This window comes from Streptomyces sp. NPDC044704, from assembly GCF_056433525.1.
The window spans coordinates 77,498-89,517 of sequence record NZ_JBWKGY010000020.1; the positions used below are offsets into that span (position 1 = coordinate 77,498).

Sequence of the window (12,020 nt, forward strand, 5' to 3'; positions counted from 1 at the left end):
ACCACGGGCCCCCCGCCCGCCCACACCCTTTCGCACCTACGCACCAAAGGAAGCCCCATGCTGCGCATCGCCGTCCCCAACAAGGGCTCACTCTCCGGAGCGGCGTCGGCGATGCTCCATGAGGCCGGCTACCGCCAGCGCAAGGAGTCCAAGGAACTCGTCACGGTCGACCCCGACAACGAGGTCGAGTTCTTCTACCTCCGCCCGAAGGACATCGCGATCTACGTCGCCTCGGGCAAGCTCGACATCGGCATCACCGGCCGTGACCTGCTGCTGGACTCCGGGGCCAACGCCGAGGAGATCCTCCCGCTGAACTTCGGGCGCTCCACCTTCCGCTACGCCACCAAGCCCGGCACCGCGAAGGGCCCCGAGGACTTCGGCGGGATGACGATCGCCACCTCGTACGAGGGAATCGTCGCCAAGCACCTCGCCGAACTCGGCATCGACGCCGCCATCGTCCACCTGGACGGCGCGGTCGAGACCGCCATCGAACTCGGCGTCGCGCAGATCATCGCGGACGTCGTCGAGACCGGCACCAGCCTGCGCAACGCCGGCCTGGAGGTCATCGGCGAGCCGATCCTCAAGTCCGAGGCGACCGTCATCCGGCGCACCGGAGCCGGCACCGACGACCCCAAGGTCGCCCAGTTCCTGCGCCGCCTCCAGGGCGTCCTGGTGGCCCGCAGCTACGTGATGATGGACTACGACTGCCGCGCCGAGCACCTGGAGCGCGCGGTCGCCCTCACCCCGGGCCTGGAGTCGCCGACGATCTCCCCGCTGCACAACGAGGGCTGGGTCGCCGTCCGAGCGATGGTCCCCGCCAAGGAAGCCCAGCGGATCATGGACGACCTGTACGAGCTCGGCGCGCGTGCGATCCTCACCACCTCGATCCACGCCTGCCGTCTCTGACCCGGCCTTCCCGACAGCCGGTACTTCCCCCCTCGAACCTCTCGCAGAACCGAGCGCACCCATGGCCGAGTCCGCCGCCCACCCCGCACCGCCCGCCCTGCCGGTCACCTTCCGGCCGAACCGGACGCGGGCCGTGCTGCTGAGCGTCGGACTGGCCATGTTCGCGACGATCACCACCGTCGCGCTGCTGCTGGAGAACCTCAGCCCGGGCGAGCGCGTGAGCTTCGTCTTCACCGCCGCCCTGCTGACCTCCGTCCTCGTCCTGCTCAGCCGCCCCAAGGTGGTCGCCGACGAGGCCGGGGTCACCGTGGTCAACCTGACCACCACCCGCCGGCTGGAATGGGCGCAGATCCTGCGCGTCAACCTCCGCCCCGGCGACCCGTGGGTGTTCCTGGACCTCAGCGACGGCACCAGCCTGCCCGTCCTCGGCATCCAGCCCGGAGTCGCCAAGGCCCAGGCGATCGGCGACGCCCGCGCCCTGCGCGCGCTGGCCGAAACCAGGGGAACCGGCGCAAACGACCACTGAGCCCGCCCGGCCTCGTCGCTGCGTCCCATTGCGGCCGCGATCTCAGTGACTACCCTGGTGGCGGGGCGCCGCCGTGCGCCCTCCCACACGCCCCGGGACCCCGAGGCCCGTGGGCACCATCGACCAGAGGAGTGACTCCCTCCAGCAATGGACGGATCGTCCGGTAGTACACGCGCCGCCCTCCCTCCGGAGGCGGCGGCATGACCATCCCGCTACTCCTGCTCCTGGCGGCCTTCGCCCTGATCCTCGCCAACGGTTTCTTCGTGGCGGCCGAATTCGGCCTCGTCACCGTGGAGAGACCCGAGGCCGAACGCGCCGCCGCCGAGGGCGACCGCCGTGCCCGCACGGTCGTCGACGCCCTGCGGGAGCTGTCCTTCCAGCTCTCCGGCACCCAGCTCGGCATCACCATCACCTCCCTCGTCGTCGGCATGCTGGCCGAACCGGCCCTCGCCGCCCTGCTGTCCGGGCCGCTCGCCGCGACCGGCCTGCCCCGGGGAGCCGTCCCCGGCATCGCCGTCGTCATCGGCATGCTGCTCGCCTCCGCCGTCCAGATGGTCGTCGGCGAGCTCGTCCCGAAGAACTGGGCCGTCTCCCGGCCGCTCCAGGTGGCCCGTTTCGTGGCCGGCCCGCAGCAGGTCTTCTCCCGGGCCTTCCGGCCCGTCATCGCCGGCCTCAACTCCGTCGCCAACCGTCTCGTACGGGCGCTCGGGGTCGAGCCGGCCGACGAGATGGCCTCCGCCCGCACCCCCGGCGAACTGGTCTCCCTGGTCCGCCATTCGGCCCAGGCCGGCGCCCTCGAACAGGACACCGCCGACCTCTTCGTACGGACCCTGTCGCTGGGCGAGCTCACCGCCCAGCACGTCATGACCCCCCGCGTGAAGGTCAGCGCCCTCCAGCACACGGCCACCGCGGCCGACGTGCTCAACCTGACCCGGGCCACCGGCCTCTCCCGCTTCCCCGTCTACCGCGAACGCATCGACGAGATCACCGGCGTGGTCCACCTCAAGGACGCCCTCGCCGTACCCGAGGCGGAGCGTTCCCGCACCACCGTCGGCCGGATCTGCGTCGCCCCGCTGCTGGTGCCCGGCTCCCTGCCGGTGCAGCCGCTGCTGGAGCGGCTGCGCTCCGAACAGCCGATGGCCGTGGTCGTCGACGAGTACGGCGGCACGGCCGGAGTGGTCACCCTGGAGGACATCGTGGAGGAACTCGTCGGCGAGGTCCGCGACGAGCACGACCTCGCCGAGGACGGCCACCCCGAACTGGCCGCCGCACCCCCCGAGGACGGCCGCCCCTCCTGGGAGGCCGACGGCAGCTGCCGCGTCCACACCCTGCGCCGCATAGGCCTGGAGGTCCCCGAAGGCCCGTACGAGACCGTCGCCGGCCTCGTCGCGGACCTGCTGGGCCGCATCCCCGCCCCCGGCGACCGCGCCGAGCTCCCCGGCTGGAGGCTGTCCGTCCGCCAGGTCGGCCGCAACCGCGCCGAACGCGTACGCCTGGTCCGCCTCACTGCCCTGCCCGCCACCGGCCTGTACGGACCCGCCTCGGAGGCCCACCGGGCCGGGGCCGGGCGCCCCGCCGCGGCGCCGGCCGAGCTGGAGGACGCCGTCCGATGAACGCACTCCAACTCCTCTTCGCCCTGCTCCTGGTCCTCGCCAACGGCTTCTTCGTCGGCGCCGAGTTCGCGCTCGTCTCCGTACGGCGCAGCCAGATCGAGCCCCTCGCGGCCGGCTCCAAGCGGGCCCGCCAGGTGCTCTACGGGCTGGAGAACCTGCCGCGCATGATGGCCGCCGCCCAGTTCGGCATCACCCTCTGCTCCATCACCCTCGGAGCCGTCGCCGAGCCCACCGTGGCCCGGCTGCTGGAGCCCGTCTTCCACGCCGTCCACGTCCCGCAGCCCCTCATCCACCCGCTCGGCTACGCCGTGGCGCTGTCCGCCGTGGTGTTCCTGCACCTGGTGATCGGCGAGATGGTCCCGAAGAACCTCGCGATGGCCGCCCCCGAGCGGACCGCCCTGTGGTTCAGCCCCGGCCTGGTCGCCTTCGCCCGCGTCTGCGGGCCGGTCACCGCCGCCCTCGGCGCCTGCGCCGCGCTCGTCCTGCGGCTCTTCAAGGTCGAGCCCAAGGACGAGGTCGAAGCCGTCTACACCTCCGCCCAGCTCGGCCGGCTCGTCGAGGACTCCCGGCAGGCCGGGCTCCTCGAACCGGTCGAGCAGGAGCGCCTGGAGGACGCCCTCGAACTGGGCAGCCGCCCGGTCACCGACGTCCTGCTGGCCCGGGAGCGGCTCGTCACCGTCGGCCCGGCCGTCACGCCCCGCCAGATCGAGCAGCTGACGGTCCGCACCGGTTACTCCCGCTTCCCGGTCCGCTCCGACAGCGGCGCCTTCATGGGCTACCTGCACGTGAAGGACGTACTCGACCTGGAGGACCGCGAGCGGGCCGTACCCCAGCGGGTCTGGCGCCGGATGACCACCCTGTGCTCCACCCTGCCCCTCGACGACGCCCTCACCGTCATGCGGCGCGACGCCACCCACCTGGCTCAGGTCGCCGACCCGGCCGGGCGGGTCCTCGGCCTCGTCGCCCTGGAGGACGTCCTGGAGATGCTGGTCGGCGAGGTCCGCGACCCCGCCCACCGGACGTACGCCCGCAGCGCGTAGCCCCCGTCCGGCAGCCGGCCCGGCCCCACCCGCCCCTTCCCGGGCACCGGGGCCGGGCCGGCCACGGCACTAGAGCGGGGGAGACTCCGGCCGCTCCTGCGGGCCGCGGCCGGACAGGACCTCCCCGTAGGCCTGCATCAGGTCCGCCAGCCGCAGCGTCGCCAGGTCGTCCCGCGAGGGCTCCCCGGCGAAGCCCGCCAGCCGCAGGTCCCGGTAGGCGCAGCTCTTCTCGTACAGGGTGCGCAGGAAACGCCCGTTGCCCAGCTCGTCGATCCAGCCCTGTTCGACGACGTGCCCGCTGATGCTGCGCAGCTCCTCCAGGGCCTCCTCGTCCCACCGGTCCCCGTTCGCGTCCGCCAGCACCCCGCCGATCGAGGTCAGTTCCGGGGGCCGGTAGCTCGGGAAGTCCACCCGCGTGGTGAACCGCGAGGACAGCCCCGGGTTGGCGCCGAGGAGGCGGTCCATCCCCGCCGGATAGCCGGCCAGGATCACCACCAGGTGGTCCCGGTTGTCCTCGGCCCGCTTCAGCAGCACCTGGAGGGCCTCGTCCCCGTACGCGTCGCCCTTGCTGTAACCGGAGTTGGAGAGGCTGTACGCCTCGTCGACGAACAGCACCCCGCCGATCGCCGAGTCGATCAGCTCGTTCGCCTTGACCGCCGTCTGCCCGAGGAACTCGCCGACCAGATCGGCCCGTTGCGCCTCCACCAGGTGGTCGCCGCCGAGCAGGCCGAGCGCGTAGAACACCCGGCCCAGGATCCGCGCCACCGTGGTCTTGCCGGTGCCCGAGGGGCCCGAGAAGACGAAGTGCCGTTTCGGAGGCTGCACCGGAAGCCCCTGCGCCGCCCGCAGCCCGGCCATGTGCAACTGCGCGGACAGCGCCTTCACCTGCCGCTTCACCGGCTCCAGCCCGACCATCCGCTCCAGCTCCGCGAGCGCCTCCGCCAGCGCCTGCGGATCGGCGGGCCCGGCGGGCAGCCCGGCCGGGGCGCCCTGGGGCGGTACGGAGACCTTGTGCCGTACGCCCTCCAGCCGGCCCGCGCCGGCCGGCGGCGCGAACCGCTGCTCGGGCGGATCCACGGGCGCCGGCGGATCCGGGTCCACCTGCCCGTCCGCCGCGACGTCCTGGACGGGACCCCCGCCGAGCGCCACCGCCGCGAAGTCCCCGCCCGCCGTCGACAGGCCGTGCCCGGCCAGCCCCTCGCCGAAGTGCCCGGAGATCCCGGCGCAGCCGGCCATGTCGTCGGGGTCGCTGCTGTCCGCGATCGCCGTCAGCCGGGCCGCGGTGTCCATGAACGCCGGATCCACCCGGTGCACCGCCCGGTACAGCGGCAGCGCGGCCGCACTGCGCCCCGTGCCCTCGTGCGCCCGCGCCAGCCAGTACCGCAGCTCCTTGCGCTGCGGCTGCTCGCTGCGGCAGCGCATCAGTGCCGCCGACAGCATCGGCTCGGCCTGCCCGTACATCTCCAGCCGCACCCGCGCCATCCCGCCGAACAGGCCCGCCTCGATGCCCAGCAGCGGATCGTCCACCAGCGGCTCGGTGTGCCGGACCAACTGCTCCCAGTCCTTGACCAGATAGGCCCGGCAGGCGTGCAGGAAGCGCACCTGCGCATCGGCGTCCACCGGCGGCAGCGCGGCGAGGGCCTGGTCCAGCTCGGGCACGTGGCGCCCGTCCAGCCAGTGCGAGGCGTGGGCCAGCAGCAGGTCCCGCCGGCTCTCCAGCACCGGCTGTACCCACCAGCCCAGCCAGTACCAGGAGTTGAGGGTGCGCCGGTGCCGCGCGCGCTGCTCGCCGAACCGGTCCCGGTGCGCGTACATGCGCAGTAAGGCGTTGGTGGTGTCCACGCGGAGCGCGTGCAGGCCCAGCCAGGCGTCGGCCATGGCGGGATCGAGCCCGACGGCCGCCCGGAACTCCTCCTCGGCCTGCGGATAGGCGCCCATGGTGCAGGCGTCCACCCCGCGCAGCCAGGCGAGTTCGGCCGGGGCGTGTGCGCTGCCCGGCATGCCGAAGTCCATCACATCCCCCACAAGCCAGCCCGTGGTGCGCGGCAACCCCCGCGCTGCGCACGCGAGTTGTCCACCCCCGCCGATGAAAGCAGGGCTGCATCGTACCTGCGGTGACGCACCTTACCCAGGGTGCGGCGGGGACGGGTCGCGCGTGCGGTCCGGACGCGCATCGTAACGCACGGTGAGGACCGGTGGGCGGAGCGGCCCGCGGGGCCCCGGACCGGAGCCGGGCCGGGGCAGAACGAAGCCCCCGATCACGGGGGAACAATCGGGGGCTTCGTGTCCGCGGCGGCCTTCGCAGACCGCACATTCAGAACGTAAGGCCGTCGCCGGGGCGTGGTCAAGCGGGTCGGAGGAGGCCCGTGGGCGGCGTTCGGCCGGGCCGCTCAGGCCCGGGGCAGTCCGTCACGTTCGGTGACGGAAGCGGCGGTTCCCGAGGTCGCACCAGCCCCTGAAGTCCACTCGTATCCCGTACCGCTCTGGCGTACCAGGGTGTCGGCGAAGGGGCGCGAAGGGTCGTCCGAGAAGTGCGCGCGCTCCGCGCGCTCCCACCTGTCCCAGAAGTCGGAAAGTTCACGCCCGTCCCGGTTCCTCCCGCGCCCCCAGGCCGTCTCGCGGGCCGTCTCCATCCACAGCAGCCGCGCCAGCCGCGGGCGCAGGGCCCGCCGGCCGGCTCCGACGCCCTCGACGAGCAGCACCGGGGCCGGCTCCAGCACCCGCTCCGGCCCGAAGCGCCGTTCCACCCAGTCGTACGGGGTCCAGTGCGCGGCCCGCCCGGCGGCCAGCGGCTCCAGTACCCGGGTGCTGAGCCGCTCCCACCAGCCGAACAGTTCCTCGTGGGTGGCCACGTCGTCGAGGTGGAGCACGGGAGCCCCGTCCAGGGCCCCGGCGAGCCGCTCCGCGAAGGTGCTCTTCCCCGATCCGGCGTGCCCGTCGATGCCGATCAGCCGGACCGGGCCGAGGGAGGGCGGCAGGGCGGCGAGCTCCCGCGCGAGTGACTCAAGTGACTGCTGTTGCTCCACGCGGCCAGTTTAGAGCGGCGCGTTCACCCCGACGCGTGCCCGCGGCTTCGGTCCGCGGCCCGCGGGAACTGGAAGGGTGGACGAACCGATCCACGGCACCGACCGATCCACGGCACCGACCGATCCACCGCACCGACCCCTGGGGGCCACGCCGATGACCGCACCCACGCCGCGCAGGGCCCTCCTGGCCGTCGCACTCGCCGCCGCCACCGCGGCCGGCCTGCCCGGGGGGAGGGCCTCCGCCGCCGCGGGCCCCGCGCCGGGCCCCGGCCCCGGCCCCCTGCCCGGCGACGCGGGCTCCGCCGCGGCCGGCACCCCGACCGTCGACAACCGCTTCTGGTACGCCCACGCCCACTGGCAGGCCGGCACCCACAGCGGCACCACCGCCGTCGGCGGCGACCGGCCCGGACTGGAGATCGCGACCCCGGCGGGCCGCACCGTCTACACCGATCCGCACCGGGCGAAGAAGTCCACCTGGGAGTACGCCACCTGGACCTCCCCCGTCCACCGCCCGGCCGTCCCCGCCACCGAGGCCATCGCCTCCTGGAACGCCCGCACCCCCGCCGGCACCTGGATCCAGACCGAACTGCGCGGCACCTACACCGACGGCAAGACCACCCCCTGGTACGTGATGGGCCGCTGGGCCTCCGGCGACGCCGACATCCGGCGCACCTCCGTCGACGGCCAGAGGGACGGCAGGACCACCGTCTGGACCGACACCCTGGCCGTCGACGACCCGGCGGGCGGCGTGCGGATCAAGGCGTGGCAGCTGCGCCTGACCCTCTACCGCAAGCCCGGCGCCACCGCCGGCCCCACGGTCTGGCTGGCCGGCGCGATGGTGTCCGACGTACCGGACCGGTTCGCCGTACCGGCCGCCGCCCCCTCCGGGAAGGCGCACGAGCTGAAGGTCCCGCGCTACTCCCAGGAGGTCCACGCGGGCCGCTACCCGGAGTACGACAACGGCGGCGAGGCCTGGTGCAGCCCCACCTCCTCCCAGATGATCATCGAGTTCTGGGGCGGCCGGGCCAGCGCGAAGGCCCTGTCCTGGGTCGACCCCTCCTACCGGGACCCCCAGGTCTGCCACGCGGCCCGCTCCACCTACGACGCCGCCTACAAGGGGTGCGGCAACTGGCCCTTCAACGCCGCCTACGCCGCCACCTACCGGGGCCTCGGGGGCGTCGTCACCCGGCTCACCTCCCTCGCCGACCTGGAGACCCTGGTCCGGGCCGGGATCCCCGTCATCACCTCCCAGTCCTTCCGCACCGAGGAACTCACCGGCGCGGGCTACGGCACGGCGGGCCACCTGATGACCGTGATCGGCTTCACCGCGGCCGGGGACGTCATCGCCAACGACCCCAGCTCGCCCGACAACCCGGCCGTCCGCCGCGTCTACAAGCGCCGGGAGTTCGAGAACATCTGGCTGCGGACGAAGCGCCACAACGCCGCCGGGAAGACCGTCTCCGGCAGCGGGGGCGTCTGCTACCTCTACGGTCCGGCCCGCCCGGGGCCGGTCCAGGCCGCCGCGCTGAAGGCGGTCGGAGTCCTGTGAAAGACGGTCTGGCGCGGAGGGCTTAAAAGTCAGAATATGGGCATAAAGGGCACATAAGGCTTCTCAGAGGAGGCGGCCCGCCATGACCACCCATCCCGGAATCGAACACCACCCGGACCTGGCCGAAATGCGGTCCCGGTTCGAGCGGGTGACCAGCACCCCCGCCGCGCAGGCGGTCGAGGCCCTCGCCCTGATCACGGGCCTGTACCTGGCCGCCTCGCCGTGGATCGCGGGGTTCAGCGGGCTCTCCCCGCTGGCCGTCAACAACCTCATCGCCGGCCTGGCCTTCTGCCTGTGCATGAGCGGACTCGGGTCGGCGTACGAGCGCACCCACGCGATGGCCTGGACGGCGGTCGCGATCGGTGCCTGGACGATCATCGCCCCGTGGGTCATCGCCGGCGAGATGGACACGACCCGCAGCGTGGTCAGCAACATCATCACCGGAGCCGTCGCCCTGTGCCTCGGCCTGGCCATGGTGGCCATGGGCGGCCGCCGGCGCGACGGCGTGACCTGACCGCACGCGGCGCCCGCCGCCGGGCCCCGGCCGCAGCCCGCACCACCGGGCGCGACCGGGGCCCGGCGGCGTGACGCGCGCCACCAGTGACCATCGTCTCTACCGCGAAAGCCGCGAACCCTGGCACATTGGACGGCATGAGCGCAGACAGCCCCGCCCTCCCCGCCCCCGCCCGCAGCACCGCCGCCACCGGCGGCCCCGACGAGGGCTCCTCGTGGCTGGAGCACGTCCTCGGCTGGACCCTCGTGGTGGTCGTCGCCATGTTCGTCACCCAGGTCGGCTGGCTGTAGTTCCCGCGCCCCGGTCCGGGCGCGCCCGGGTCTGCCATACTGCGGGCTCCTGTGGCAGTCCGAGGCTGAGGGCCGAATGTGATCCGTAGTCAACAGCGGGGCGCGACCGGGCGTTCGCAGGTGCGGCGGGCCGAACTCATAGCCATCGGCCGCGCGTTGTTCGCCGACACCCCGTACGACGCCCTCTCCATGGACGACATCGCCCGGCAGGCCGGCGTCGCCAAGGGGCTGATCTACTACTACTTCACGAGCAAGCGCGGCTACTACCTCGCCATCGTCGAGGACTCCGTCGCCGGACTCGTCGCCCGCGCCGTCGGGGACAGGGACCTGCCGGGCGCCGAACGCGTCCGCCGCACGATCGACGGCTACCTCCACTACGCCGAGCACCACCGCGCCGCCTACCGCACCATCGTCACCGGCGGCGTCGGCTCGGACGCCGAGGTCCTCGCGATCCGGGACGCGGTCCGCGAAGAGCTCGCGGCCGCCATCGCCGAGGGCGCCTACGGCACCCGCACCGTCCCGCCCCTCGCCCGTCTCGCCCTGGTCGGCTGGCTCTCCGGGGTCGAGGGCGTCACCCTGGACTGGATCGGTACCCCGGTGGCGGACGGGCAGCCCGGCCGGGCCGCCGTCGGGGCGCTGCTCGTGCGCCAGCTGCGTGCGACGCTGACCGTGATCGAGGAGTTCGTCCCACAGTGTCCCGCCCCTCCGGCGGCCCTCGACGGGACTTCGAAACCCCTCGGCAACGGTGACGATCAAGTACCGGTGACGGAAAGCGTCTGATCGGGCATACTCACACCCGCCGCAGCCGCTCTTCGAGCCCTTCCGTGATCCGGGAGGGCCACGTTCGGCTGTGACAGCACCGAGACCCGGCGCCGCGTCCCACACCTCACGCGTCGCCGCCGTGCCCGACGAGGGAGGAGAGCGCCGCCATGACAGACCGCGCCCCGCAGCCGGTGGAACGTCAGCTGCCCACCGAGGAGTCCCGCGACCTGCTGGCGCTCGTGCGCGAGATCGCCCAGCGGGAGATCCGCCCCCGGGCCGCCGACGAGGAGGAGGCCGGGCGGTTCCCCCGCGAGGTCTTCACCCTGCTGTCCGAGTCCGGGCTGCTCGGACTTCCGTACGCCGGGGAATTCGGCGGCGGGGACCAGCCGTACGAGGTCTACCTCCAGGTCCTGGAGGAGCTCGCGGCCGCCCGCCTGACCGTCGGTCTCGGCGTCAGCGTTCACTCCCTGGCCTGCCACGGCCTCGCCGGCTACGGCACCAAGGAGCAGCGGAGCACCCACCTGCCCGCCATGCTCGGCGGCGGGCTGCTCGGCGCCTACTGCCTCTCCGAGCCGGCCGCCGGCTCGGACGCCGCCTCCCTGACCACCAAGGCGGTCCGCGACGGCGACGACTGGGTGATCACCGGCACCAAGGCCTGGATCACGCACGGCGGCGTCGCCGACTTCTACACCGTCCTGGCGCGCACCGGCGTCCCGGGCCCCAAGGGCATCACGGCCTTCCTGGTCCCCGGCGACGCCCCGGGCCTGACGGCGGCCGTCCCCGAGAAGAAGATGGGCATGAAGGGCTCGCCCACCGCCCAGCTCCACTTCGACGGCGTACGGGTCCCCGACGCGCGGCGCATCGGTGAGGAGGGTCAGGGCTTCGGCATCGCCCTCGCCGCCCTCGACGCGGGCCGGCTCGGCATCGCCGCCTGCGCCATCGGCGTCGCGCAGGCCGCCCTGGACGAGGCCCTCGCGTACGCGCTCGGCCGCAAGCAGTTCGGGCACCCCATCGCCGACTTCCAGGGCCTGCGCTTCATGCTGGCCGACATGGCCACCAAGATCGAGGCGGGCCGGGCGCTCTACCTCGCCGCCGCGCGGCTGCGGGACGCGGGCAAGCCGTTCTCCCGGCAGGCGGCGATGGCCAAGCTGTTCTGCACCGACGCCGCGATGTCCGTGACCACGGACGCCGTGCAGGTACTCGGCGGGTACGGCTACACGGCGGACTTCCCCGTCGAGCGGCTGATGCGCGAGGCGAAGGTGCTCCAGATCGTGGAGGGCACCAACCAGATCCAGCGCATGGTCATCGCCCGCCACCTGGCCGGTCCCGAGACGCGCTGACGCTCGCGCTCCGCCCGGGCTCAGCCGCCGTACAGGGGGCCGCTGGGCCAGATGGGGGACGAGGCGATCCGGTGCCACTCGGGGTCGCGCCGCCCGGGCAGGGTGCGGCCCGCCTCGGTCCAGCGGGCGATCAGGTCGAGGTAGATGGGGGGATCGGGCAGGCGCGGCCGGCCCGTCGGCGGCCGGTCCGCCTGCGTCCGCTCCGCCTGGGGCCGGCCCGTCTGCTGCCGGTCCCCCTGGTGACGGCCCGCCTGCGGCCGGTCCCCCTGCTGCCCGTCCCCTTGCTGAACCGATTCTTCGAACCCGGGCGGTGTCGCCCGCCTGCGGCGTCCCGTCCGTGACGGGGAGGTCTCAACCGTGCTCATGCACGGGCAACGCGGTGCGGCGGCCCCGGGTAATCGACACGTCCCCCCGCCCATCCGTTCGACCCCTCCCACCGCCCGCCCCGCGCGCC

Annotated in this window: 12 protein-coding genes; 9 read left to right on the top strand and 3 right to left on the bottom strand. The window is 73.6% G+C overall.

The genetic code is table 11. From position 1 onward, the window contains the following. Positions 1-57 precede the first annotated feature (57 nt). The 4 genes from hisG to AC07B0_RS33305 all read left to right on the top strand — a co-directional run bounded on the left by hisG (position 58) and on the right by AC07B0_RS33305 (position 4,085). The gene (hisG, locus tag AC07B0_RS33290) at positions 58-906 is read left to right on the top strand and encodes an ATP phosphoribosyltransferase (RefSeq protein ID WP_356876819.1); all 849 of its coding nucleotides are present in this window, start codon (positions 58-60) and stop codon (positions 904-906) included. Positions 907-967: 61 nt separating this feature from the next. Further along, positions 968-1,432, top strand: coding sequence for a PH domain-containing protein (locus AC07B0_RS33295; protein WP_478899710.1), 465 nt, complete (start codon positions 968-970; stop codon positions 1,430-1,432). Positions 1,433-1,632: 200 nt separating this feature from the next. Continuing rightward, complete coding sequence (locus AC07B0_RS33300) at positions 1,633-3,045, top strand: hemolysin family protein (protein ID WP_356876823.1); 1,413 nt, start codon at positions 1,633-1,635, stop codon at positions 3,043-3,045. Then, complete coding sequence (locus AC07B0_RS33305; protein ID WP_478866371.1) at positions 3,042-4,085, top strand: hemolysin family protein; 1,044 nt, start codon at positions 3,042-3,044, stop codon at positions 4,083-4,085. The genes AC07B0_RS33300 and AC07B0_RS33305 overlap by 4 nt, the downstream gene beginning before the upstream one ends. 69 nt (positions 4,086-4,154) lie before the next feature. Here AC07B0_RS33305 and AC07B0_RS33310 read toward each other — a convergent pair whose 3' ends face one another. Together AC07B0_RS33310 and AC07B0_RS33315 are read right to left on the bottom strand one after the other, a co-directional pair. Beyond that, positions 4,155-6,098: an AAA family ATPase gene (locus tag AC07B0_RS33310; RefSeq protein ID WP_356876827.1), complete on the bottom strand. Its 1,944-nt coding sequence runs from the start codon at positions 6,096-6,098 to the stop codon at positions 4,155-4,157. Between the two features lie 377 nt (positions 6,099-6,475). Further along, positions 6,476-7,111, bottom strand: a complete 636-nt coding sequence (locus tag AC07B0_RS33315) for a uridine kinase family protein (protein WP_478899712.1) — start codon at positions 7,109-7,111, stop codon at positions 6,476-6,478. A gap of 154 nt (positions 7,112-7,265) precedes the next feature. Here AC07B0_RS33315 and AC07B0_RS33320 point away from each other — a divergent pair, with 154 nt between their 5' ends. The 5 genes from AC07B0_RS33320 to AC07B0_RS33340 all read left to right on the top strand — a co-directional run bounded on the left by AC07B0_RS33320 (position 7,266) and on the right by AC07B0_RS33340 (position 11,566). Beyond that, on the top strand, positions 7,266-8,660 hold the full coding sequence (locus AC07B0_RS33320; RefSeq protein ID WP_478899714.1) for a peptidase C39 family protein: 1,395 nt from the start codon (positions 7,266-7,268) through the stop codon (positions 8,658-8,660). An 82-nt stretch (positions 8,661-8,742) separates the two neighbouring features. Continuing rightward, positions 8,743-9,174, top strand: a complete 432-nt coding sequence (locus AC07B0_RS33325; RefSeq protein WP_356876833.1) for an SPW repeat protein — start codon at positions 8,743-8,745, stop codon at positions 9,172-9,174. A gap of 137 nt (positions 9,175-9,311) precedes the next feature. Continuing rightward, on the top strand, positions 9,312-9,464 hold the full coding sequence (locus AC07B0_RS33330) for an SCO1431 family membrane protein (protein ID WP_356876835.1): 153 nt from the start codon (positions 9,312-9,314) through the stop codon (positions 9,462-9,464). Between the two features lie 78 nt (positions 9,465-9,542). Next, the gene (locus AC07B0_RS33335) at positions 9,543-10,244 is read left to right on the top strand and encodes a TetR/AcrR family transcriptional regulator (RefSeq protein ID WP_356876837.1); all 702 of its coding nucleotides are present in this window, start codon (positions 9,543-9,545) and stop codon (positions 10,242-10,244) included. 149 nt (positions 10,245-10,393) lie between these two features. Next, positions 10,394-11,566, top strand: coding sequence for an acyl-CoA dehydrogenase family protein (locus AC07B0_RS33340; RefSeq protein ID WP_356876839.1), 1,173 nt, complete (start codon positions 10,394-10,396; stop codon positions 11,564-11,566). Between the two features lie 20 nt (positions 11,567-11,586). Here the strand turns inward: AC07B0_RS33340 and AC07B0_RS33345 are convergent, their stop codons facing one another. Next, on the bottom strand, positions 11,587-11,931 hold the full coding sequence (locus tag AC07B0_RS33345) for a hypothetical protein (protein WP_478899715.1): 345 nt from the start codon (positions 11,929-11,931) through the stop codon (positions 11,587-11,589). Positions 11,932-12,020: the final 89 nt, after the last annotated feature.

Bases quoted from the DNA above. Each gene is read 5' to 3' on its own strand.
- AC07B0_RS33325 (WP_356876833.1), top strand. From the start codon at position 8,743: ATGACCACCCATCCCGGAATCGAACACCACCCGGACCTGGCCGAAATG.
- AC07B0_RS33345 (WP_478899715.1), bottom strand. From the start codon at position 11,931: ATGAGCACGGTTGAGACCTCCCCGTCACGGACGGGACGCCGCAGGCGG.
- AC07B0_RS33320 (WP_478899714.1), top strand. From the start codon at position 7,266: ATGACCGCACCCACGCCGCGCAGGGCCCTCCTGGCCGTCGCACTCGCC.
- hisG (WP_356876819.1), top strand. From the start codon at position 58: ATGCTGCGCATCGCCGTCCCCAACAAGGGCTCACTCTCCGGAGCGGCG.
- AC07B0_RS33330 (WP_356876835.1), top strand. From the start codon at position 9,312: ATGAGCGCAGACAGCCCCGCCCTCCCCGCCCCCGCCCGCAGCACCGCC.
- AC07B0_RS33295 (WP_478899710.1), top strand. From the start codon at position 968: ATGGCCGAGTCCGCCGCCCACCCCGCACCGCCCGCCCTGCCGGTCACC.
- AC07B0_RS33310 (WP_356876827.1), bottom strand. From the start codon at position 6,098: ATGGACTTCGGCATGCCGGGCAGCGCACACGCCCCGGCCGAACTCGCC.
- AC07B0_RS33300 (WP_356876823.1), top strand. From the start codon at position 1,633: ATGACCATCCCGCTACTCCTGCTCCTGGCGGCCTTCGCCCTGATCCTC.
- AC07B0_RS33340 (WP_356876839.1), top strand. From the start codon at position 10,394: ATGACAGACCGCGCCCCGCAGCCGGTGGAACGTCAGCTGCCCACCGAG.
- AC07B0_RS33305 (WP_478866371.1), top strand. From the start codon at position 3,042: ATGAACGCACTCCAACTCCTCTTCGCCCTGCTCCTGGTCCTCGCCAAC.